This is a genomic window from Streptomyces sp. NPDC127108 (assembly GCF_042677545.1).
Classification (GTDB): domain Bacteria; phylum Actinomycetota; class Actinomycetes; order Streptomycetales; family Streptomycetaceae; genus Streptomyces.
This window is the reverse complement of sequence record NZ_JBHXTE010000025.1, coordinates 22,624-45,031: the sequence shown is the minus strand read 5'-3', so window position 1 is coordinate 45,031 and position 22,408 is coordinate 22,624. Positions and strand designations below refer to the sequence as shown.

At 70.4% G+C, this 22,408-nt stretch carries 21 protein-coding genes and 1 riboswitch; of the genes, 11 read left to right on the top strand and 10 right to left on the bottom strand.

Features of this window, described 5'->3' with window-relative positions:
* The first annotated feature begins 440 nt into the window (after positions 1-440).
* From ACFVHO_RS22000 to ACFVHO_RS21990, 3 genes are all read left to right on the top strand, one after another.
* The gene (locus tag ACFVHO_RS22000) at positions 441-1,562 is read left to right on the top strand and encodes a LacI family DNA-binding transcriptional regulator (RefSeq protein ID WP_030357814.1); all 1,122 of its coding nucleotides are present in this window, start codon (positions 441-443) and stop codon (positions 1,560-1,562) included.
* Positions 1,563-2,334: 772 nt separating this feature from the next.
* Positions 2,335-3,342, top strand: coding sequence for a metallophosphoesterase (locus ACFVHO_RS21995; RefSeq protein ID WP_385717267.1), 1,008 nt, complete (start codon positions 2,335-2,337; stop codon positions 3,340-3,342).
* A gap of 181 nt (positions 3,343-3,523) precedes the next feature.
* The gene (locus ACFVHO_RS21990) at positions 3,524-4,411 is read left to right on the top strand and encodes a hypothetical protein (RefSeq protein ID WP_385717046.1); all 888 of its coding nucleotides are present in this window, start codon (positions 3,524-3,526) and stop codon (positions 4,409-4,411) included.
* A 233-nt stretch (positions 4,412-4,644) separates the two neighbouring features.
* Here the strand turns inward: ACFVHO_RS21990 and ACFVHO_RS21985 are convergent, their stop codons facing one another.
* Both ACFVHO_RS21985 and thiC read right to left on the bottom strand, forming a co-directional pair.
* Positions 4,645-6,093 carry a VWA domain-containing protein gene (locus ACFVHO_RS21985; RefSeq protein WP_385717043.1) on the bottom strand — a complete coding sequence of 483 codons (1,449 nt, stop codon included), beginning with the start codon at positions 6,091-6,093 and terminating at the stop codon, positions 4,645-4,647.
* 91 nt (positions 6,094-6,184) lie between these two features.
* Positions 6,185-7,966 carry a phosphomethylpyrimidine synthase ThiC gene (gene thiC, locus ACFVHO_RS21980; protein ID WP_385717040.1) on the bottom strand — a complete coding sequence of 594 codons (1,782 nt, stop codon included), beginning with the start codon at positions 7,964-7,966 and terminating at the stop codon, positions 6,185-6,187.
* Positions 7,959-8,113: riboswitch (TPP riboswitch) on the bottom strand. (Overlaps the previous gene by 8 nt.)
* A gap of 71 nt (positions 8,114-8,184) precedes the next feature.
* On the opposite strand from thiC, the gene ACFVHO_RS21975 reads away from it, so the two are divergent.
* Positions 8,185-9,591 carry a YibE/F family protein gene (locus tag ACFVHO_RS21975; RefSeq protein WP_385717037.1) on the top strand — a complete coding sequence of 469 codons (1,407 nt, stop codon included), beginning with the start codon at positions 8,185-8,187 and terminating at the stop codon, positions 9,589-9,591.
* Between the two features lie 73 nt (positions 9,592-9,664).
* Here ACFVHO_RS21975 and ACFVHO_RS21970 read toward each other — a convergent pair whose 3' ends face one another.
* From ACFVHO_RS21970 to ACFVHO_RS21955, 4 genes are all read right to left on the bottom strand, one after another.
* On the bottom strand, positions 9,665-10,102 hold the full coding sequence (locus tag ACFVHO_RS21970) for an SsgA family sporulation/cell division regulator (protein ID WP_385717034.1): 438 nt from the start codon (positions 10,100-10,102) through the stop codon (positions 9,665-9,667).
* A 102-nt stretch (positions 10,103-10,204) separates the two neighbouring features.
* Positions 10,205-10,918 carry an IclR family transcriptional regulator gene (locus ACFVHO_RS21965; RefSeq protein ID WP_385717264.1) on the bottom strand — a complete coding sequence of 238 codons (714 nt, stop codon included), beginning with the start codon at positions 10,916-10,918 and terminating at the stop codon, positions 10,205-10,207.
* A gap of 384 nt (positions 10,919-11,302) precedes the next feature.
* On the bottom strand, positions 11,303-11,518 hold the full coding sequence (locus ACFVHO_RS21960) for a DUF5326 family protein (protein ID WP_289948543.1): 216 nt from the start codon (positions 11,516-11,518) through the stop codon (positions 11,303-11,305).
* Between the two features lie 255 nt (positions 11,519-11,773).
* Complete coding sequence (locus ACFVHO_RS21955) at positions 11,774-12,091, bottom strand: cupin domain-containing protein (protein ID WP_030357805.1); 318 nt, start codon at positions 12,089-12,091, stop codon at positions 11,774-11,776.
* A 71-nt stretch (positions 12,092-12,162) separates the two neighbouring features.
* On the opposite strand from ACFVHO_RS21955, the gene ACFVHO_RS21950 reads away from it, so the two are divergent.
* The 5 genes from ACFVHO_RS21950 (at position 12,163) to ACFVHO_RS21930 (ending at position 16,082) form a co-directional block, all read left to right on the top strand.
* The gene (locus ACFVHO_RS21950; RefSeq protein ID WP_385717032.1) at positions 12,163-12,543 is read left to right on the top strand and encodes a phage holin family protein; all 381 of its coding nucleotides are present in this window, start codon (positions 12,163-12,165) and stop codon (positions 12,541-12,543) included.
* 9 nt (positions 12,544-12,552) lie between these two features.
* Positions 12,553-13,089: a low molecular weight protein-tyrosine-phosphatase gene (locus tag ACFVHO_RS21945; RefSeq protein WP_385717029.1), complete on the top strand. Its 537-nt coding sequence runs from the start codon at positions 12,553-12,555 to the stop codon at positions 13,087-13,089.
* Positions 13,086-14,333 (top strand): cystathionine gamma-lyase, encoded by a 1,248-nt coding sequence (locus ACFVHO_RS21940; protein WP_385717027.1) that lies wholly within the window; start codon positions 13,086-13,088, stop codon positions 14,331-14,333. Before ACFVHO_RS21945 ends, ACFVHO_RS21940 begins: the two co-directional genes overlap by 4 nt.
* A gap of 302 nt (positions 14,334-14,635) precedes the next feature.
* A complete protein-coding gene (locus tag ACFVHO_RS21935; RefSeq protein ID WP_385717024.1) occupies positions 14,636-15,541 on the top strand; it encodes a LysR family transcriptional regulator in 906 nt (301 codons plus the stop codon).
* A 58-nt stretch (positions 15,542-15,599) separates the two neighbouring features.
* Positions 15,600-16,082 carry an NUDIX domain-containing protein gene (locus ACFVHO_RS21930; protein ID WP_385717021.1) on the top strand — a complete coding sequence of 161 codons (483 nt, stop codon included), beginning with the start codon at positions 15,600-15,602 and terminating at the stop codon, positions 16,080-16,082.
* A 95-nt stretch (positions 16,083-16,177) separates the two neighbouring features.
* On the opposite strand, the gene ACFVHO_RS21925 is transcribed toward ACFVHO_RS21930, so the two are convergent.
* Together ACFVHO_RS21925 and ACFVHO_RS21920 are read right to left on the bottom strand one after the other, a co-directional pair.
* Entirely contained in the window at positions 16,178-17,755 is a 1,578-nt protein-coding gene (locus ACFVHO_RS21925; protein WP_385717018.1) for a globin domain-containing protein, read from the bottom strand.
* Positions 17,756-18,131: 376 nt separating this feature from the next.
* Positions 18,132-18,803, bottom strand: a complete 672-nt coding sequence (locus ACFVHO_RS21920) for an HAD family hydrolase (protein ID WP_385717016.1) — start codon at positions 18,801-18,803, stop codon at positions 18,132-18,134.
* A 76-nt stretch (positions 18,804-18,879) separates the two neighbouring features.
* On the opposite strand from ACFVHO_RS21920, the gene ACFVHO_RS21915 reads away from it, so the two are divergent.
* Positions 18,880-19,461 (top strand): DUF2269 domain-containing protein, encoded by a 582-nt coding sequence (locus ACFVHO_RS21915; protein WP_385717013.1) that lies wholly within the window; start codon positions 18,880-18,882, stop codon positions 19,459-19,461.
* 5 nt (positions 19,462-19,466) lie between these two features.
* A complete protein-coding gene (locus ACFVHO_RS21910; protein ID WP_385717010.1) occupies positions 19,467-20,345 on the top strand; it encodes a GNAT family N-acetyltransferase in 879 nt (292 codons plus the stop codon).
* 90 nt (positions 20,346-20,435) lie between these two features.
* Here ACFVHO_RS21910 and ACFVHO_RS21905 read toward each other — a convergent pair whose 3' ends face one another.
* The gene (locus tag ACFVHO_RS21905; RefSeq protein WP_385717007.1) at positions 20,436-20,864 is read right to left on the bottom strand and encodes a heme-binding protein; all 429 of its coding nucleotides are present in this window, start codon (positions 20,862-20,864) and stop codon (positions 20,436-20,438) included.
* Between the two features lie 118 nt (positions 20,865-20,982).
* Entirely contained in the window at positions 20,983-22,194 is a 1,212-nt protein-coding gene (locus ACFVHO_RS21900) for an MFS transporter (protein ID WP_385717004.1), read from the bottom strand.
* Positions 22,195-22,408 lie beyond the last annotated feature (214 nt).

Genomic DNA, 22,408 nt, shown 5'->3' with positions numbered 1-22,408 from the left:
ATGAGGATTCGACGCCCCTGCGAATGGGGTGACGGCTCCCGGCTGGGCAGGGCGCCTGCGGGCCGGGCGGCGCCAGGTTTGAGCCGCGGCCGCGCGGGGCCCCCTGCCACCGTACGCAGCGGCCGCCGGGGACGTACACCGGAAGCCGTTCCCCCGGGGGCGGCAGCGCCCGAAACAGGGGGGAGCGCTCCGCTCGGCCGCGTGCGCCGGTGGCTCACCCCGTGGCGCGCATCACCCGTAAAGGTGAGTTGAGACCTCTTCGAGACCTCGGCCATTTGGCAGGCCCCTGCGCGACGACAAGGGAGCGATACCTCCCTGAACGCCCAACTCCCTTTGTTTCGAAGGTCATTGGGTGTTTTCCGCCATGCAGAAACGTGCCTGTCAACGGGTGCATATGCGTCCGCACTACCCACCCTCATGAGCCCTACTATCGGCTCGCCATGACAGCAGCAGGGAAGCACCAGGTGAGCCGAGCGGAGACCGCCCGCCGGGGCAACCGGCAGAGCCGAGCAGGCATCAGAGACGTCGCCGCCGCAGCCGGTGTCTCGATCACGACTGTCTCCGACGCGCTCAACGGCAAGGGGCGGCTGCCCGACGCCACGCGACGCCATGTCCGCGAGGTCGCCGACCGCCTGGGCTACCGCCCGTCGGCCGCGGCCCGAACACTCCGTACCGGGAAGTCGGGCCTCATCGGCCTCACCGTGACGACGTACGGGGATGAACCTTTCACCTTCACGGAATTCGCGTACTTCGCGGAGATGGCGAGAGCCGCGACCTCGGCCGCCCTCGCCCGGGGCTACGCCCTGGTCATCCTCCCCGCCACCTCGCGCCGCAGCCCGGTCGACGTGTGGTCGAACGTCGCCCTCGACGGCACCGTCGTCGTCGACCCCTCCGACCACGACCCGGTGGTCAGCGAGCTGGTGCGACAGGGGCTTCCGGTGGTCTCCGACGGGCGGCCCGCCGGGTCGCTGCCGGTCACGGCCTGGGTCGACAACGACCACGAGGCCGCGGTCCTGGAGATCCTCGAACACCTCGCGGCCGCCGGGGCGCGCCGCATCGGCCTCCTCACCGGCACCACCACGGACACCTACACCCATCTCTCCACCACCGCCTATCTGCGCTGGTGCGAGCGCGTGGGTCAGGATCCGGTGTATGAGTCCTACCCCGCGCACGACCCGTGCGCGGGCGCCGTCGCCGCCGACCGACTGCTCGCCCGACCCGACCGGCCCGACGCCGTGTACGGCCTGTTCGACCCCAACGGCACCGACCTGCTCGCCGCGGCCCGCCGCTACGGGCTTCGCGTACCGGACGACCTGCTGCTCGTGTGCTGCAGCGAGTCGACCGTGTACGCCACCACCGAGCCGCCCATCACCACGCTCTCCCTGAAACCCCGGCGGATCGGCACCGCCGTCGTCCAACTCCTCATCGACGCCATCGAGGGCCTCGACGCGGGCCGGCCCATCGAGCAGGTGATACCGACCGAACTCATCGTGCGCACCTCGTCCGAGCGACGTCCGCCACGTACGACGGTCAGCCCGCCGCGGTCGCCCGGCCAGGGCTGACCTCACCGACGACCGGCCCGAGGCCCGCGACCTGCGGGAAAAGAGGGGGAAACCTCGGGCCAATTCGGGAGAAAACCGCGGTGAACTGGGGCTCGGCACCGATTCACCACCCCTGGTGCACCACACAGGGACAGCCGCATTCCTATGATGGGCGGACGACACCGCGGGCCACTGCGACCAGGCAGTCCGATCCCGGTGCAGATGCGGCGCGATGGTGGTGGAGGGGTCGATGACTCAGGGGGCCGGTCAGGGACCCGAGGTGCGGACGGCGACGCTGCGCGACTTCCGCGTGCCCGCGTACGTCTATGAAGGCGTCCGTGAGTCCGGCCGGGGTGTCGCGGAGGCCGTCGAGGCCGAGGAGTCCGTGGCCGAGCAGGTCGCTGGGCAGCGGGTTTCTGGGCAGCAGGTCGCTGGGCAGCAGGTTTCTGAGCAGCGGGGGGCTGCGCAGGAGGCCGGACTTGGGCAGGGTGCCGGGCAGGTGCCTCCGGCGGCCGGGCAGGCTCCCGTCGGCCACCAGGGCCCCGTCGCCGGGCAGGGGCAGGCGTCCCACGCCGGACAGGGCTCCGCCGTAGGTCAGGCCCCCGGGCACACCGCCCCCCAGGCGCCCACCCGCCTCGCCGCCCACGTACCCGCCCAGGCCGGTCCGGTGGAGCCTCTCGGCGCCGCCGCCCCCGCCCCCGTACAGACGCAGCAGTCGGCCGCCCGACCCGTGGCACAGCCCGGTTCCGTGACACAGCCCGGTCCGGTCGCACAGCCCGGTCCGGCGCACGCTGTGGCGCACGCCGCTCCCACGCGCCCCACGGCGCAGAACGCGCCCGCGCACCCCGGCTCCGCCGGTGAGACCCCGGACGGCTATACGCCCACCGAGCGCGATCTGCCCATCATCAACCGCGGCGACACCGTGCAGGTCGAGATCCGCGAGATGCCCGAGCCGCCGCCCGCGCCCGACGCGGAGGGCATGGGCCCGCTGTACGTCGTCGGCGACGTGCACGGCTACCTGGACGAACTCATCGCCGCCCTCACCGCCAAGGGCCTGATCGACGCGGACCTGAACTGGTCCGCGGGCAACACCCGGCTGTGGTTCCTCGGCGACTTCACCGACCGCGGCCCCGACGGCATCGGCGTCATCGACCTGGTCATGCGCCTGTCCGCGGAGGCCGCCGCCGCGGGCGGCTACTGCAAGGCGCTCATGGGCAACCACGAACTGCTGCTCATCGGCGCCAAGAAGTTCGGCGACACCCCGGTCAACTCCGGCGCGGGCACCGCCACGTTCCAGGCCGCCTGGCTCCTCAACGGCGGCCAGAAGACCGACATGGAGCGCCTGGAGGACCACCACCTGCAGTGGATGGCCCGCCTCGACGCCATCGAGGAGGCGGACGGGCATCTGCTCGTGCACTCCGACACCACCGCCTACCTCGACTACGGCGACTCCATCGAAGAGGTCAACGACACCATCCACGAGGCGCTCACGCGCAACGACGCGGACGAATACTGGGACCTGTTCCGCAAGTTCACCAAGCGCTTCGCCTTCCGCGACGACTCCGGCCCCGCGGCCGTACGCGAACTCCTCGACATGTACGGCGGCACCCGCATCGTCCACGGCCACAGCCCCATCCCGTACCTCCTCGGCGAGGTCGGCTCCGAGTACGACGGCGACGACGACGGCCGCCCGGTCATCGAGGGCCCGCACGTCTACGCCGACGGACTGGCCATCGCCATGGACGGCGGCGTGACCATGGCCGGAAAGCTGCTGGTCTGCCGACTCCCGCTGGAGAACTGAACGTTCACGCGGCACGTGCCCCGTTAGCAGGATCTCGCTGGCCAGCGGGCCAATTCTGGTTAACCCCTGTCACCGCGTGCCGTCACCGCTCTACCATCGCCTTATCCGTAGCAGGCTCCCCTCCGTTTCTGCCCGACGGCTCGTAGTCATGCGAGCCCCAAGCCCTACGGAGCATCGGGGGATGCACATGAACAGCGCTCCACACCTGCTCAATGAGGACCGCCCCCAGTACGAGCGGGTCCTCGATGAGGCGCTGCGCACCGCACCGAACCGCCCGGAGCTGGCCGCGGTGGGCCAGCGACTCAACCCCGAGCAACTGCGCACGATGGCTCTCAACGCCACCGCACTGATCACGGCCGCCGCCGCGACCGAGTATCACCACTACGTGAAGGTCCGTGAGGAACTGCGCGACCCCGGACCCTCATCCTCCACATCGATCCGTGAAGGGAACGGATCCAGGTCCAGCACGACCGAGTCGGGCTCCGGCGGTATCAGCCTCGCCACCACCATGGGCGAGGTCACCGAAACCGCGGGCGCCGGACTGGTCGCCGTGATCGCGGTGCTCGCGCCCGTCCTCGCCGGGACGGCCGCCGCGATCTTCCTGCTCGTCGGCTACATCCTGAAGATGCTCGACCCCGAGCCCGCCTTCGCGGACACCCTGCTCACCGCGGGGTGGCTGTTCGGCGCGCTCACGGCGGGCGCCATCCTGGTCGCCGCGGTAGGCCTGCTGCTTACCGCCCTGCGCAACGGCTCCACCTCCCTCCAGGCAGGCTCGCACAACGAGCGGAACGAAGAGGTGGACCGGGCCAGGGAAGCCTGGTGCCAGGCGCTCCTGGAGCGTGGCATCCTGCCCTTCCTGCGCGAGGCGCTCACGGACCCGGACACCAAGGCGGCGTCCGCGGCCCGCGCGTCCTCGGCCGGACCGGCGGGGCGCATGCCCCAACTCGGCTATCACAGGCCGGGATTCAGCAGCCCGGACGGCGGCTCGACAACCGGGACCCGCCCGAGCTACAGCAGCCCGGACTTCTCCAGTCCGGACTACGGCGGCCCCGAGCACCCACCGGAGTAGCCCGGGCCCCGCGGACCCTCCGCGAGGCCGCCCGGCGACTGGATCAGGCCGGTCGCCGGGAGACATGAACCGGACGCCGGTCAGTCAGGAAACCGGCACCGGAGAGGACGGCCGACGGCGGTCGGCCGGTCGCACACGGGCCGGAAGCCCCCGTGGTGGGGCTTCGGTGCGCCGCTGTCGGCGGACGGCGGCGCGAAGGCCTGCCCGCACCGTGCCCTGGGCTCCGTGCGCCCTCAGAGAATTCCCTCCCGCTTCGCCGCCTTGATCCAGTCCGGGAACTCGGACAGCAGCCGGTCGTACAGCTCCGGGTCCGGCACCGTGCTGATGTCGTCCACCGCGAAGAACCCGACGTTGTCCACGCGACGGCCCGGCAGCGTGTCGAACCGTTCAAGGACCCCGTAGTTGGACTTGCCGAGCCCCACGAACTGCCAGAAGATCGGCTCCTCCACGGCGTCCCGCAGCTCCTGCTCGATCTCGTTGTTGCGGTAGACGCCCCCGTCGGAGAAGAACAGCACCAGCGTGGGCGCGGCGGCCGGGTTCTCCCGTACGTACGCCCGCACTTGGGCGATCACCCGCTGCTCCTCGTTCTGGATACCCACGTCCCGCATGTCGACCTGGTCGTCCCGCAGGCCCTTCTTCCGCTTGCCCCGGCGGAAGATGCCCACCTCCCCGACGCGGACGTGGAACTTCAGCCAGTCCGGCAGCTCCCCGATGCGCAGATCGGGCAGCCGCGCCGGATGCGAGGCGAACGTCCAGGCCTGCATCTCCCCGTCGTCGTCCAACTGCGCGGCCACGGCGGCCATCCGCTCCACCACGTCGGCCACGATGCCCTTGGAGTACAGGAACGACATGGACCCGGAGGCATCGAGTACGAGAATGACGCGCGCCGTGACCCCTTCCGCCCCGCGCTTGCGCAGGCTGACCGCCACCTGCTCCTTGCGCAGCGAGAGGCGCTTGCGCATGTCGACGGGGAGGTGCTCCTCGCCCTTGGTGAGGCGGGGGGTGGAGGGTTGGGCCGGGGGCGCGGTTGGGGCGACGGGCGGGGCCGGGGGGACGGGCGCGACAGGGGCCACAGGCGCAACGGACGCCACCGGCTGCGCCGGAACAACAGGCTGCGCCGGGGCAACGGGCGGCGCCGCCGCAGCCGGCTCCTCATCGACAGTGATACCGAAGTCGGTGGCGAGCCCGGCGAGCCCGGAGTCGTACCCCTGCCCCACCGCACGGAACTTCCACTGCCCGCCCCGCAGATACAACTCACCACCTATGAACGCCGTCTCCGACGTGGCGGTCATCTCGAAGCGCGCCAACTCCCCACCTGTCGAAGCGTCGAGCAACCGCAACGTCAGCCCGGTCAGCTGCCCGAACGTCCCACCGTCGGCCGAGGCGCACAGCAACACCCGCTCGACGGCGGACTCCAGGGAACCCAGGTCCACCTCGACCGTGTCCGTGGTGACGCCGGCGGCACTCTGCTTCCCCAGGTGCCGCACGGCGCCGGACGCGTGCCGAGGCTGGTTGTAGAAGACGAAGTCAGCGTCGTCACGCACGCGCCCGGCCGCGGTGAGCAGCAGCGCCGAGGCATCGGCGGTGGGCCCACCGGCCCCCTCACCCCAGTCGAGCGCCACACGCACCACCGCTGAACCGACGGGAAGATTGGCACCCTTGCTCAAGGAACTGGCAGTCATACGACCAGTCTGCCGATCTCCCCGGGACGGGGGTACCGCCTTCCCCCAATCACCGGTCCAGGTATCCGTCAGCCGTAGCCGTCAGCCACACTCAGTCGGCCAGCGGCAGATACACCCGGTTCCCAGCGGCCGCGAACTCCTTCGACTTCTGTTCCATGCCCTCCTCGATCTCCGTCTTCGTCGTGCCGTGCTCGCGCCGGATGTCCTGGGAGATCTTCATCGAGCAGAACTTCGGCCCGCACATCGAGCAGAAGTGGGCCGTCTTCGCGGGCTCGGCGGGCAGCGTCTCGTCGTGGAACTCCCGTGCCGTGACCGGGTCGAGGGCCAGGTTGAACTGGTCCTCCCAGCGGAACTCGAAGCGGGCGTCGGAGAGGGCGTCGTCCCAGTCCTGTGCGCCCGGGTGGCCCTTGGCGAGGTCCGCCGCGTGTGCCGCGATCTTGTACGTGATGACGCCGGTCTTCACGTCGTCGCGGTTGGGCAGGCCGAGGTGCTCCTTGGGCGTGACGTAGCAGAGCATCGCCGTGCCCCACCAGCCGATCATCGCGGCGCCGATGCCGGAGGTGATGTGGTCGTAGGCGGGCGCGATGTCCGTGGTGAGCGGGCCGAGCGTGTAGAACGGGGCCTCCTCGCAGATCTCCTGCTGGAGGTCGATGTTCTCCTTGATCTTGTGCATCGGGACGTGACCGGGGCCCTCGATCATCGTCTGTACGTTGTGACGCTTGGCGATCTGGTTGAGTTCCCCGAGCGTGCGCAGCTCCGCGAACTGCGCCTCGTCGTTGGCATCCGCGATCGAACCGGGGCGCAGCCCGTCGCCGAGCGAGTACGTCACGTCGTACGCCGCGAGGATCTCGCACAGCTCCTCGAAGTGCTCGTACAGGAAGCTCTCCTTGTGGTGCGCGAGGCACCACGCCGCCATGATCGAGCCGCCGCGCGAGACGATGCCGGTCTTGCGGTTGGCGGTCAGGGGGACGTACGGAAGGCGCACGCCCGCGTGCACCGTCATGTAGTCCACGCCCTGCTCGGCCTGCTCGATGACCGTGTCCTTGTAGATCTCCCAGCTCAGCTCCTCGGCCCTGCCGTCGACCTTCTCCAGGGCCTGGTAGAGCGGCACGGTGCCGATGGGCACGGGGGAGTTGCGCAGGACCCACTCGCGGGTCGTGTGGATGTTGCGCCCTGTGGACAGGTCCATGACCGTGTCGGCGCCCCACTGGGTCGCCCAGGTCATCTTGTCCACCTCCTCCTCGATGGAGGAGGTGACCGCGGAGTTGCCGATGTTGGCGTTGACCTTCACCAGGAACTTCTTGCCGATGATCATCGGCTCGATCTCCGGGTGGTTCACGTTCGCCGGGATCACGGCACGGCCCGCGGCGACCTCGGCGCGCACGATCTCGGGGTCCATGTTCTCGCGGATCCCGATGAACTCCATCTCGGGTGTGATCTCGCCGCGACGGGCGTACGCGAGCTGCGTGACCGTCTGTCCCTGGCGGCCCCGGCGCGGCTGGCGCGGGCGGCCGGGGAAGACCGCGTCGAGGTTCTTGAGCCCGCCGCGCGGCGAGGTGTGCTTGATGCCGTCGTCCTCGGGACGGGGCGGGCGGCCCGCGTACTCCTCGGTGTCGCCGCGGGCGATGATCCAGTTCTCCCGCAGCGGCGGCAGGCCGCGGCGGACGTCGGTCTCGGCCGACGGGTCGGTGTACGGACCCGAGGTGTCGTACAGCGTGACGGCCTTGCCGTTGGTGAGGTGCACCTGGCGGACCGGCACCCGCAGGTCGGGGCGCGAGCCCTCGACGTACGCCTTGTGCCAGCCGATGGACTTCCCGGCCTCCGCGCCCTCGGGCGTGCTGGAGGCAGGCGTGCGTGCGTCCGATGTGGTCATGAGACCTACTCCCTACGCCGGCATTACCCGGTAACAGGTTCGGCGGTCGACGCAGCGGCTTCCGTACGGTACGAACCGGTTCGTGGCCGTTCGTACGGAGGTCAGCGCCCTCTCAGCCCGGTGCTCCGAGCTCCCGCGATTGCAAAGGTGCCTCCACGCTAGCGTCCTGTCGGGCGCGGTGAACAGAGGGCCCCCGCCGTTCTTGCGATGATCGGGCCGTGACCACCACACAGCCGCCCACCGGACCCCCCGCCCCGGAGCCGCACGGCCACCCCCACGGCCACTCCCACAACCACGGCCCCGCCGCCCCCGTGTCCCAGCATCTGCGCAAGGTCATCGCCGCCGTCCTGATCCCTTTCGCCACCGCGGTCCTCGTCGGCCTCGTGGTGCTGTGGCCCGGCGGGGCCCCGGCCCACGAACGCACCGGCGTCGGCTTCGACCGGCAGACCCAGTCGGCGACCGTGACGAAGCTGGAGAAGCTCCCCTGCAAGGACCTCAACGCCTCGCAGACCCCGCCCAACGGCGACACCTCCACCGCCGAGGGCCAGTCCGCGCAGTCCCGCGCGGAGGGCACCTGCGGCCGGGCCACGGTCAAGGTCACCAGCGGCCCGGACAAGGGCCGCACCTTCACGGAGATCGTCCAGCCCGACTCGCCCCGGCAACTGCGCGCCGGCCAGGACGTGGTGGTCGCCTATGAGCCCAAGGCCCCCAAGGACCTGCAGTACTCGGTCACCGACGTGAACCGCAAGCTCCCGATGGCCCTGCTCGCCGGCATCTTCGCCCTGGCCGTCGTCGTGGTGGGACGGCTGCGCGGCGTCATGGCCCTGGTCGCCCTCGCGGTGAGCTTCCTGGTCCTGACCTTCTTCATCCTCCCCGCGATCCTGCAGGGCTCGAACCCCCTGGTCGTCGCCGTGATCGGCGCGAGCGCCATCATGCTGTGCGCGCTCTACATGTGCCACGGCCTGACGGCACGCACCTCGGTCGCGGTGCTCGGCACCCTGATCTCCCTCCTGCTCATCGGACTGCTCGGCTCCCTGTTCATCGGCTGGGCCTCCCTGACCGGCAACACGGACGACAACACCGGTCTGATCCACGGCCTCTATCCCGACATCGACATGAGCGGCCTGCTGCTCGCGGGCGTCATCATCGGCTCGCTCGGCGTCCTCGACGACGTCACCGTCACCCAGACCTCCGCGGTCTGGGAGCTGCACCAGGCCAACCCGTCGATGGGCTGGCGCGGCCTGTACCGCGCGGGCATCCGCATCGGCCGCGACCACATCGCCTCGGTCGTCAACACCCTCGTCCTCGCCTACGCGGGCGCCGCCCTGCCCCTTCTGCTGCTCTTCTCCATCGCCCAGAGCAGCGTGGGCACCGTCGCCAACAGCGAGCTGGTCGCCGAGGAGATCGTCCGCACCCTCATCGGCTCCATCGGCCTCGTCGCCTCCGTCCCCGTCACCACCGCTCTCGCGGCCCTGGTCGTCTCCGCCGACCGCTCAGGCCCCGGCCCCGCCCCGGCGGAGGCCCCCACGGCCCCGCCGTCCGGCACCGCGCCCACGGCCCCCTCCGCCCGACCGGCGCCCCGCCGCCCCTCCCTCGCCGGAAAGGGCCGCCGCCGCAAGACGTGACACCCCGCAGCGGCGATGCCATGAAATGCCCCGATCTGCCAACAGCCAGTGCCTTTGAGGAACCGGCCGCCCTTCAGCCCGCGCTCTGCTCCTCCGCGAGGATCCGGTCCAGGGCCTCGTCGAGGTGTGTCTCGAAGTCCACCAGCGTCCGCTCCTGCCCCAGCGGCACCAGCTTGTCCGTCCGGTCGAGGAAGGCGAGCAGCGGCGGGATGCCCACCCTGAACAGTGCCTGGTCCTGGCCCACTTGAAGCCGGATCAGCACTTCGTCGGAGTGCTCGGAGTCGATCGGCGCGATCCGCACGTCCCCGTCACCGCACGCCCCGCTCACCCCGTCGACCAGGAGTTCCCGCCCGAAGGCCCAGGTCACCGGGACGTCGCCGGGGAGGTGGAAGGTCAGCCGCACGGCGTAGGGATCGCGCGTCTCGTACCGCAGCTCCACCGGGATGCGGAACGACAGCTCCTCCGAAACGAGGAAGCTCATCATGACCTCTGCCTGCACCGACTCGCGCATCGCCGCCTACCCCGTCATTTGGCCTGGTGGTGGCAGGAACCAACTCCCTGACACTCATGGCATCTTGCTTAACGTGCACACCAGATCACAAGGAGTGAGTTTTCAGATGCTGATAGAGAAGGCGAGTGTCCTTAGTAGCTTTCCGAGTTCCTCCTGCAACAGCCGTGTCGCCGGCACCAGACGGCCCGCCTGCGACGACGGAACGGAGATCGCCACCGTGGCCGCGGTGGTGCCCACCGTGACCGGGAGCGCGGCGCAGACCGTCCCGAGCGCGTACTCCTGATACTCCGCCACGGGCGTCATCCGCCCCACCGCTTCCAGCCGCCTCAGGAACGCCCGGTCGTCACGCACCGTGTTCGGGGTGAGCGAGCGGACCGGGTGGCGGTCGAGGTGGTCCCGCCGTGCCGCGTCGTCGAGTTGGGCGAGGAGGCACTGCCCGATCGCGTGGGCGTGACCGGTCTCGCGGAAGTCGGCCCACTCCTCGACGGCCGGATTGCCCGAGGTGTCGGCGACGGACACGATCTCGATCTCGCCCTCGCGGTAGATGGCGAAGTACACGGGCACGCCGATGGCGTCGCGCCAGTGCTCCAGGGTTTCGCCGATCATGGCTCGGCGGTTCTGCTCCACCGCTCCCGCGCTCAGCCGCTCCGCCGCGTCGCCGAGCAGGAACACGCCCTTCTCCCGGCGCAGATAGCCCTCGTGGCTCAGGGTCCGCAGCAGGTGGTACGCGGTCGGCAGGGCCAGGCCCGCCTCGCGGGCCAGCTGCTTCGCGGGGGCTCCGGCGGGGTGCGTGGCGGCCGCCTCCAGGAGGCGCATCGCCCGCTGCACGGAGCCGATGAGTGTGGGTCCGACGCCAGAGGGGGCGGCGTCGGAGAGTGCTCCGGGGCTGCTGCCCGTAAGGAGCCCTCTGCTCGCGGGAGTTGACGGTCCTTCGCCCGAAACGGCTTCGCCTTCGGGATCGGTGGACCGGACGTCCGGGGGCGCGTCGTCAACCGAGGCCATGGGTCACTCCCGAAGCACAGGGGGGACCACCCGCGCCCGGAGGCAGACGAGTGGGGGTAGTGGGCCCGCCTACGGGGATCGCCCCCCGCGTCGGTTTTCGGACTCTAACCCTTGGCCACCGGTGAGGGGCGCTGTGACAGAAAACTTCCCCCTGGGGAGGGAACCCTTGCTTTCCCTTTCACCAGTCGCTACAGAACTTCACCAGTCGCTTCGGGACGAGGACGAGCTGGATATGAACTTCCGTACGACGTAGACAAGTCCGCCCACCAGGGCCACGAACAGCAGCAGCTTGAAGAGCAGGCCGAAGACGAAGCCGACGACGCTCGCTATCAGCCCGCCGAAGACCACCAGCGCGATGACCGGCACCGCGATCCACTTCACCCACCACGGCATACCCGCGAAGATCTCTCGCATTGCCCTCGTCCTCACCTTTCTCCGCAGATTCTGTTACCGCCCGCGCTTCGACGGCGCTACGACAGCTGTCGCGGTGCCACGGGATCTCCGCGACCGCCGGGAAACTCCGCTCCTGTGCAGATTTCCCACTTCACGCATTCGATGCTAGGTCGGAAAAAGCCAGTTCGGGGCCGTGCGATCCCTTGTCCTCCCCTGACTCGCCCCCTAGGGAACCCTGAGGCCGCGGCCCTGAGAGCCGGGCACCCACAAGCCGCCTCACCGCTCCGGCGGCGAGAACACCACGAGAACCCGCAGGTCCTCGCTGATGTGGTGGAACTTGTGGGGCACTCCGGCCGGCACGTACACGACACTGCCGCGCGCGACCTCCGTGGTCTCCATCCCGACCGTGATCGACGCACGGCCGCTCACCACCATGTACACCTCGTCCTGCCGGTGCGGCTGCTGCGGGTCGCTGTCGCCCGCGTCCAGCGCGTAGAGCCCGACCGACATGTTCCGCTCCCGCAGAAACTGCAGATACGCGCCGTCGTTGGCGGCCCGCTCCGCTTCCAGCTCGTCCAGTCGGAATGCCTTCATCGCTCTTCTGCGCCCCTTGCCCCAGGTCGTGGACCGACCACTGTTTCGTCACGTCTGCCACGATCAGACACATGAAGAATTTCGTAGTCAAGACGATCGCCAACGCGGCAGCCCTGGCCGTGGCCGTGTGGCTGCTCGACAAGATCACGCTCACCGGCGACAGCACGGGCGAGAAGACCCTCACGCTGCTCGTCGTCGCCCTGCTGTTCGGCCTGGTGAACTTCGTCGTCAAGCCCGTGGTGCAGGTCCTGACCTTCCCCCTGTTCGTCCTGACCCTCGGCCTGATCACACTGGTGGTCAACGCCCTGATGCTGCTACTCACCTCGTGGCTGGCCGACAAGCTCGACGTCAGCTTCCACGTCGAGGGGTTCTGGACCGCCGTACTGGGTGGCCTGATCATTTCGATCGTCTCCTGGGCGATGAACATGGCCCTCCCCGACCACAAGGACTGACCCCACCCCATGCCCCACGCCTCCACGCCCGCGCCGTCCACCGGCTCCGTCCCCGCGCCGTACGCCGTGTGCTTCGTCTGCACCGGCAACATCTGCCGCTCGCCCATGGCCGCGTCGGTCTTCCGCACCCTCGTCCGTGACGCGGGCCTGGACGGACTCGTCGTGGTGGACAGCGCGGGCACCGACGGCTGGCACGAGGGCGACCCCGCCGACCCCCGCACCGACGCCGTACTGAAGTCCGCGGGCTACGAGACCGGCCACGCGGCCCGCCAGTTCCAGGCGGACTGGTTCGCCGGACGCGACCTGGTCATCGCCCTCGACCGCGGCCACCAGCGCACCCTGCGCCGCCTCGCTCCCACCCCCGCGGACGCCGACAAGGTGCGCCTGCTGCGCTCCTACGACCCGGAGGCCGACGGCGACCTGGACGTTCCCGACCCTTACTACGGCGACGCCGACGGCTTCGCGGAGTGCCTGACAATGGTGGAGGCGGCGAGCGAGGGCCTGCTCGACGCGGTACGGGACGTGGTGGAGGGACGAGCGGCATGACGGACGAGGAGCGGATACCGGGGCGCGCTTCCGCCCCCACGCACGCTGACGAAAGCACCGGCGCGCCCCTGACCGGCGCGGACAGCACCACGCCTCCGACACACGCGGGCAGCACCACACCCCCGACCGGCGACGGCACCCGGGCGGTGCGGGCCGGCCTCCCCGAACCGGCGAAGTACGAGCCGACCCTGCCGGGCCCCGTGTTCGCCGCGCACTTCCACCTCCCCGGAGAGCCGACCGGCCCCTACACCTACGGCCGCGACGAGAACCCGACGTGGACCCACCTGGAGCGCGCCATCGGGGAACTCGAATCCCCCGCGGACGACGCCGTGGAGACCCTGGTCTTCGCGTCCGGCATGGCCGCGATCTCGGCGGTGCTCTTCTCCCAGCTCCGCACGGGCGACGCCGTGGTACTGCCGGACGACGGCTATCAGGCGCTGCCTCTGGTCCGCGAGCAGCTCACGGCGTACGGCATCGAGGTCCGCACCGCGCCCACCGGCGGCGACGCACAGCTCGACGTGCTCGACGGCGCCCGCCTCCTGTGGCTCGAGACGCCCTCCAACCCCGGCCTCGACGTGTGCGACGTACGCCGCCTCGCCGACGCCGCCCACGCGCGCGGCGCCCTGGTCGCCGTCGACAACACCCTCGCCACCCCGCTCGGCCAGCGCCCCCTGGACCTCGGCGCCGACTTCTCCGTGGCCAGCGGCACCAAGCAGCTCTCCGGGCACGGCGATCTCCTGCTCGGGTACGTGGCCTGCCGCGACGCCGAGCTGACGGCCGCCGTCCGGCGCTGGCGCAAGATCGTCGGGGCCGTCCCGGGCCCCATGGAGGCCTGGCTCGCCCACCGCTCGCTCGCGACGCTCCAGTTGCGGGTCGACCGGCAGAACGCGAACGCCCTGGCCCTGGCCGAGGCCCTGCGCGACCGCGCCGACGTGACCGGCCTGCGCTATCCCGGCCTGCCCGACGACCCCTCGTACAAGCTCGCGGCGCGGCAGATGCGGCGCTTCGGGTGCGTGGTGTCGTTCGAACTGCCCTCACGCGCGCGTGCCGAGCGTTTCCTCGACGCGCTGCGGCTCGTGGACGACGCGACGAGCTTCGGCGGCGTACGGTCCACGGCCGAGCGACGCGGCCGCTGGGGCGGGGACGCGGTTCCGGAGGGCTTCATCCGCTTCTCCGCGGGCGCGGAGGACGCGGACGACCTGGTGGCGGACGTACTGCGGGCGCTGGACGAGGCGAGGGCCTGACGGAGCCCGCTGCCGCCGACGACGGGACCTTCGCCGCGGCCTGGCCCGCGTCTCCCGCCACGGCCTGCCCCGCAGCTTCCGCCGCGCTCTGGCGAACCGTTCCGGCTACGCACAACGGACAGTCCGAGCCTCCCCCCTCGTGGCTCGGACTGTCCCGGTTCCGCGCGCGAAGAACCGCGCGAACAAGGCTAGTTGACTCTGTGTCAGTGTCCAATCACGGTAGCGACAGCAACCTATCGACAAATTTATAGTTGGGCGGGCGCCGGGGGCCGACAGGGGGAGCTGAAGGAGTAGGTGGCGACATGGATCTGGCCCTGCTGCGGACCTTTGTGACCGTGCACCGGGCGGGGTCCTTCACCCGGGCCGCGGCTCTCCTCGGCCTGTCCCAGCCAGCGGTGACCTCCCAGATCCGCACGCTGGAGCGGCAGGTGGGCCGCCCGCTCTTCCTGCGCCAGGCCCGCGGCGTCACCCCCACGACCACGGGTGACGAACTCGCCCACAAGGCCGCCCCGCACCTCGACGCGCTCGTCGAGATCGCCGAGACCGGGATCGACAAGGACTCGTCGGTCCGCACGCTCCACCTCGCCGGGCCACCGGAGTTCACCGCCGAACGTGCCCTGCCCGCCCTCACCGCGCTGACCGGCGACGACGGCCAGGGCCTCGCGCTGCGCGCCTCGTTCGGCAACGCGGAGGAGGTCCTGGAGGGGCTCGCCGCCGGGCACCACGACCTGGCGATCACCACGGCCCGACCGCGCGGTGCCCTGCTCACGGCGACCCCCCTGTGCGACGAGGAACACGTCCTGGTCGCCGCGCCGTACTGGGCCGCCCGGATCGGCCCCGGCAAGCTGCGCCGCAGGGGCGCGAGCGCGGTGGAGAACCTGCCGTTGGTCGAGGTGCACGAGTCGCTGCCGCTCGTCTCGCGCTACTGGGCCGCTGTCTTCGACTCCCGCCCCGCCGCGTCGGGCACCGTGATCGTGCCGGATCTGCGGGCCGTGCTCTCCTGTGTGACCACGGGCGCCGGGCTCGCCGTCCTGCCGCGTTATCTGTGCGCCACCGCCCTGAAGAGCGGCGAGGTCGTCGCGCTGCTCGAACCGGCGGTGCCGCCCCTGCGGACCTATTTCCTCGTCGTCCGCACCGGCACACTCGCCATGCCGCACATCGCGCGGGCGCACGAATGGCTGCTGCGTGCTGCCGCCGAGTGGACATGAGGACGGTCCGGCCGGGTCGCGATGTTTCACGTGGAACAGTGCGGGCCACATTTCTCCCATGACCGTCCGACCCGTGGTCAAGCGCACCGCACGTGCCGTCCTCCTCGACGGGGACGACCTGATCCTCATCAAGCGCACCAAGCCCGGCGTGGATCCGTACTGGCTCACTCCGGGTGGCGGCGTGGAGGAGGACGACGCGACCGTCATCGACGCGCTCCACCGGGAAGTGCACGAGGAACTCGGCGCCAAGATCGTCGACGTGGTGCCGTGCTTCGTGGACACCGTCGAGCACATCGGCGAGGACGGCGGCGCGACCGGCGTGAAGGTGCAGCACTTCTTCGTCTGCCGCCTGGAGTCCATGGACACCGCCCAGCGGCACGGCCCCGAGGTCGACGAACCCGCCGGTGAGTACGAGATCGTCCGGGTGCCGTTCACCCGGGTCGGGATCGCCTCGGTGCATCTGGTGCCGCTGTCGCTGCGGCACTATCTGGACGGGAACATCGAGGGTGTACGGGCGATGCACGCCCCTGATCTGGGCTGAGCGTCCTGATCCGGGATGAGCGTCCTGATCCGGGCTGACCGCCCGGGCCTGGGCCGACCGCCCAGCCGTGGGGTGAGCTCCCCCCGGCTCGTGGGTCAGTCGCCCGCCGTGACCAGTTCCTCCACCGAGTCGTGCCGGATGCGGCCGACCGGGATGCCCACGTCCCGCAGCGCGTCCACACCGCTGCGGATCATCCCGGGCGGGCCCGAGAGATAGGCGTCGTACTCGTTCCACGGCCCGTACTCACGCACCGCGTCGGGCAGTTGGGCCCGGTTGTCGACGACCGGGCGTACGGCCAGCCAGGGGTGGGTCTGCTGGAGGCGCAGCATCGTGTCGATGTCGTACAGGTCGTGGTCGGTGCGCGCCCCGTAGAAGACCTCGACCGGGCGCCGCCTGCCGTGCTCGGCGACGTCCTCCACGAGCGCCTTGATGGGCGCTATGCCGGTCCCCCCGCCCAGACACAGCAGCCCGCTGTCGGTCGAGTGGTCGACGGTCATCGAACCGGCCGGCGGGCCGAGCCGGACCACGTCGCCGGGGCGGGCCCGGTGCACCAGGGCGTTGGAGACCCAGCCCGCAGGGACCGCCTTCACGTGGAAGGAGAGCAGCCCGTCGGAGCGGGGCGCCGAGGCGAAGGAGTAGTGCCGCCATATGCGCGGCCACCAAGGGGTTTCCAGGCTCGTGTACTGGCCCGCGAGGAACGGATAGGGCTGATCGGGGCGGACGGTGATGACAGCGATGTCAGGCGTCCTGAGGTCGTGCGAGACGACTTCCGCGTACCACCAGGCCGGCGCCCGCAGCTCGTCCTCGGCCGCCGCGTCGATCATGACCTGGGAGATCGTCGTGTACGCCCGGACCCAGGCGGCCTCGGTCTCCTCGTCCCAACTGGCGCTCGCGTACCGGCTCAACGCACCGATCAGACACTCCCCGACGGCCGGGTAGTGCTCAGGCTGGGTGCCGTACTTGCGGTGTCCGCGGCCGAGGTTGCGCAGGTACGAGACGAGTACGTCGGTGTGGTCGATGTTCTCCGCGGCGGTGAGCAGCGCCTTGAGCAGCCGGTCGCGCTGCGTGTCCATCGCCGCCGGGAACAGGACGCGCAGGTCCGGGTGGCGGGTGAACAGGAGCGCGTAGAAGTACGAGGTGACCTTGTCGGAGACGGGTGCGATCTCGGCCATCGTGCGCTGGACGAGGACGGCGTCGGGGGAGGCGGTCGACTGGGTGGGGGTGGGGTCGGCGTGGGTGACGTCCGCGAGCGCGAGCGCTCCCTCGTTCGCGTCCCTGTCGGCCACGTCGGCCACGTCGTGCTCGTCGTGCTCGTCGTGCTCGTCGTGCTCGTCGGCCTCATCGTGCGCGTCGGCCAGTTCGTGCGCGACGTCCTCATCCGCGTACATCACCTGCGACTGGGGCACCGTGGCGGATATTCGGCCCGCACCCGGCTCCGCCGCGTCGGTGGCCGCTGGTCTGCCGAGGGGGCGTATCGCCGACACTCGCCGCCCGGAGAGCGCCGCCCTGGGCTCCTCGTCGGGTTCGGACGCCGACCCGGCCTGCTCCGCCGTCTGCGGCGCCTGGGCGCCTTCCTGGGGCGCCGGTGACCTGCGTGGCGTGAACCAGCCGCCAGAACCGCCGCTGTCCCCGGATGAGCCGTTGCCCGCCGACGTGGTGGTCGGAGCGTCCATGCTGTGCCTCGCCTCGAACATCTCTCGGTCGGTCGTGCACTTACTCAGCGGAAGGTGCGTGCTTCCCTCGTTCTGTCCCGTCGGCCCATGCCGATCACATTGAACCCCGGTGCCCCAAGACTTACGGACAAGTAGGGAGAGAATGTGACATTGGCCGCAGTCACCTCATCCGCAGCTTCGCAGCCGCGTCCATTGTGCGGAGCGCAAAGCCGGAAGTACGGGTTCTCGATCTCTCTACCCCGTTAAGCTTTGTTGATCTGCGTCCGCGCCCCCTCGGTTGCGCCTCCCCTGCCCCTGGCTCGAACCGTTCTCCGCCCCCTGGCTTGAACCGGAGTCGACCATACCGGCCGCCGCTCAGCACACAAGTGCCCTTCCTTCACTCGGAATTCAAGGCTCCACCCCCATCAATTGCCTCGATTACCGGTGTGCGCACCAATTCGTACGCCTTCCGCAAATCGCGACCGACATACGTGTGTGTGGCCAGGTCGATCAGCCGCGGATCCGCGTTGACCGCCACCGAAACGGGCATCGCGGTGAACAGGTCCAGGTCGGACAGTGAGTCTCCGTACGCAACGCAATCGGCCGGACTCACCCCGAACTCTTCACAGAGCCGGTTCGCGATCTTCACCTTGGCCGACGGGTCGAGGATGCCCGCCGGATTCACCGCCTCGGTGAACGGCACGGCCGGGAAGAGCGAGCCGTACGCGGCATGGGCGCCCCACCCCAGCAGGCGTTCCACGAAGAACGACGGAGAGAGCGAGACAACGGCGCAGTAGTCGCCGTTCGCACGGATCTCGGCCCAGGTGTCCTGGATGCCGCCCAGCCACGGAGCCCCCTCGAAGGCCGCCGTCACATGGGCGTCGGTCAGATCCGCCCACAGCTCGTGCACCCGCACCGCGTACTGAGGGGAGTCGATACGCCCGGCGACGAAGTCCCGCTCCAGCTCCGCGATCTCCCGATCCAGGCCGAGCTGACGGGAGATCTCCACGGGCGCGGCGGTGCCGTACAGCAGCGTGCCGTCCAGGTCGAAGAGGTGTAGGCGTGCCATGTACGCCGAGGCTAGTACCCGCGGTTACTCCCGCTGTCAGACGCCCCGGCGCGCTGCTCCCGGCACCGTGTTTCACGTGAAACTACGCCGCCCCGCACGCCGGGCCACCCTCGTCGTCCACGTCGCCGCCTCCGCCGGCTGGCTCGGGCTCACGCTCGGCCTCGTCGCACTCGCCGCGGCCGCGATCACCACCGATTCCGCCCCGACCATCGAGGCCTCCGTCCGCTCGATGAAGGTCTTCACCGACTGGCTCGTGCTGCCACTGGCCTTCCTCACGCTGCTGAGCGGGGTTCTGCTCTCCCTGGGCACGCCCTGGGGTCTCGCACAGCACCGCTGGGTCTATACGAAGTTCTGGCTGACCTTGGTCACCGTGACCGCGTCGACCTTCGCGCTGCGGCCAGGTGTCAACGACGCGGCCACAACCGTGTCCGCCGGAGAGCAGCTGGCCAGCTCGACCGACCTCATCGCCGGGCCCATCGTCTCGATGAGCGCATATCTGTTCATGACGGTCATCTCGGTCCTCAAGCCCTGGGGCCTGACCCGACGCGGTCGGCGCCTGCGCGCCGCCCACCGCACTGACCAGAAACAACTTGGCCAAAAGCAGCGTGCTTCTACCCACAAAAAGGTGGACGCCGAGGTCATGCGTCAGACAGCCTGACCCGCGTGTCGACACCTACCCTCTCCGCACTGCCCATCCGCAGGCTGACTCCCCGTGATCTCACGGCCTGCGCCGATCTGTCCGAGGACCGCGGCTGGCCCCGCGAGGAACACAAATGGGGCCTGCTGCTCTCGGCCGGAACGGGCTACGGCATCGACGACCCCGACCGCCCCGGCCTGATCGCCGCATGCGTCGTCACCCAGTACGGACCCCATGAGAACCCCGGACTCTCGGCGATCGGCATGGTGCTGGTCGCCGAGCGTCATGCCCGCAAGGGCATCGGCCGCCATCTGATGCGCAACGTCATCGAGGCCGCGGGCACCACCCCGCTCACCCTGCACGCGACCCCGAGCGGCCGTCCCCTCTACGAACAGCTCGGCTTCAAGACGACCGGCCGCGTCGAGATGGTCGTCGGCCGCTTCACGCCCGCCACCTCGGACGATCAGGCCCCGGGTGTCACCACCCGGGCGGCGACCGCGGAGGACCTGTCCACCCTCGTCAGGCTCGACACAGAGGTCTTCGGCCTCGACCGTACCCATGTACTGACCCGCCTCCCGGCGTTCACCGACCAGCTGAGGGTCGCGGAGGCCGACGGCGAGATCATCGGCTACGCGGGCGCTTGGCCGAACATGCAGACGCACGTCGTCGGCCCGCTGATCGCCCGGGACACGGAGACGGCGAAGGCGCTCATCGCATCGCTCGGCGCCCACACCGACCGTCCCTTGCGCACCGACATCGACGTGCGCCACGAGGAACTCCTCACCTGGGTCAAGGCACGCGGCCTGGAGCCCGTCGCGTTCAACGCCGTGATGACGTACGGCATCCCGGAGCTGCCCGGTGACTGGACGCGCCGATTCGCCCCGCTGACGGTCGCCGCGGGCTGACGCCACGGCCCGCCACGCGCGAGCACGTCGAAGCCCGCCCTCAAGTGCCATGGCGCTTCCGGCACTTGAGGGCGGGCTTCGTCACATCCGCTACGCGAGGTTCCGCACGGCCGTCGTCGCGAACTCGTGGTCCTGCTCGGGGGCGCCGCCACCGACACCGATCGCGCCGATCAGGCGGCCGTCGCGGTGGACGGGCACGCCGCCCGCGATGAACAGCAACGGCCGGTCGAGGGCGGTCGGCAGGGTGTGGAACGGCGCGCCGGGCTGCACCGCGTCGACGAGGTCGGCGGTCGGGGCGTTCAGCTGGAGGGCGGTGAAGGCCTTGCGGGTGCTGGTCTCGCCGGAGATCAGCACCGCCCGGTCGTCGCGACGGAAGGCCAGGAGGTGGCCACCGGCGTCGAGGACGGTGACGCTGACCGTGACGTCCGCGGCCTCGGCGGCGCGGCGGGCGGCGGTCACGAGGACCTCGGCGTCACTGGTGGTCAGCGGGGCGACCGCGGCGGTGGGGGTGGTGCTCATGAGGGGTTTCTCCTTGGGGGTTCTGCCGGGGCGTTGAGGGAGCCCGGAGGTGGTGGGGGATCCGGGGGTGTGGTGCGGGGTCCCGGGGTGGGCCCGGATCGGGGCGTGCGGGGTGTGGTCAGTGGTGGACGGGGGTCGGGGCCTCGGTCATGGGGACGGCTCCGGCGACGACCTTCCCGGGGGAGGTGGACCGGCGCTCCAGGGCGGCCGAGAGGACGGCCAGGCCGAGGGCGGAGGCGGCGAGGGCGGCGCCCACCCAGTTCGGGGCCGTGTAGCCGAAGCCGGCGGAGATCACGAAGCCGCCGAGCCAGGCCGCGAGGGCGTTGCCGAGGTTGAAGGCCCCGATGTTGGCGGCGGAGGCGAGCGTCGGCGCCGCGGCGGCCTGGTCGAGGACCCGCTTCTGCAGCGGCGGCACGGTGGCGAAGCCGAGGGCACCGATCAGCGCCACGGAGACGGCTGCCGCGACCTTGTTGTGCGCGGTGACCGTGAACAGGGCGAGCACGACCGCGAGGGCGCCGAGCGAGACGTACAGCATCGGCATCAGGGCGCGGTCGGCGAACTTGCCGCCGATCAGGTTGCCGCCGACCATGCCGAGGCCGAAGAGGACCAGGAGCCAGGTCACGGAGGAGTCCGCGTAGCCCGCGACGTCCGTCATCATCGGCGTGATGTACGTGATGGCCGCGAAGACGCCGCCGAAGCCGAGGACGGTCATCGCCATGGCGAGGAGCACCTGTACGTTCCGGAAGGCGCCCACCTCGTCGCGGAGCCGTACGCCTTCGGGCTTGGGCAGGTCCGGCACGAGCTTGGCGATACCGGCGAGGCCGAGCACGCCGAGGGCGGCGACGATGACGAAGGTGACGCGCCAGCCGACGACCTGGCCGACGAACGTGCCGAGCGGCACACCGACCACGTTGGCCACGGTCAGACCCGTGAACATCATGGCGATCGCGCCTGCCTTCTTCTCCGGGGCGACGAGCTCGGCCGCGACGACCGAACCGATCCCGAAGAAGGCGCCGTGGGCGAGCGAGGCGACGACGCGGCCTGCGAGCATCACGCCGAAGCTGGGGGCGATGGCGGAGAGCAGGTTGCCCGCGATGAACAGACCCATCAGAAGCATCAGCATCCGCTTGCGGGTGATCCGCTGGCCGAGGACGGTCATGAGCGGGGCTCCGGCGACGACACCGAGGGCGTAGCCGGTGACGAGCAGACCGGCGGTCGGGATGGATACGTCGAAGTCACCCGCGACCTCCGGCAGCAATCCCATGATCACGAATTCCGTGGTGCCGATTCCGAAGGCCCCGATCGCGAGGGCCAGAAGCGCGAGAGGCATGGAACTACCTTCCAGACGGTTGCAAGGGCGCTTAACGTGCGTCCACAATAGTTGCATGCGCTGGTTAATTGCAAGCGCCGGATATTGCAGCGGTGGACTATCCTGGACGCAGCCGCTCAAGGACGCGGGCAGCGGCCGGTCACGGACAGGGGAAGTCGCCCGGGACACGGGACCCGTCCGAGCCGCAGGAAGGCGTCCGGGACGCAGGAAGACG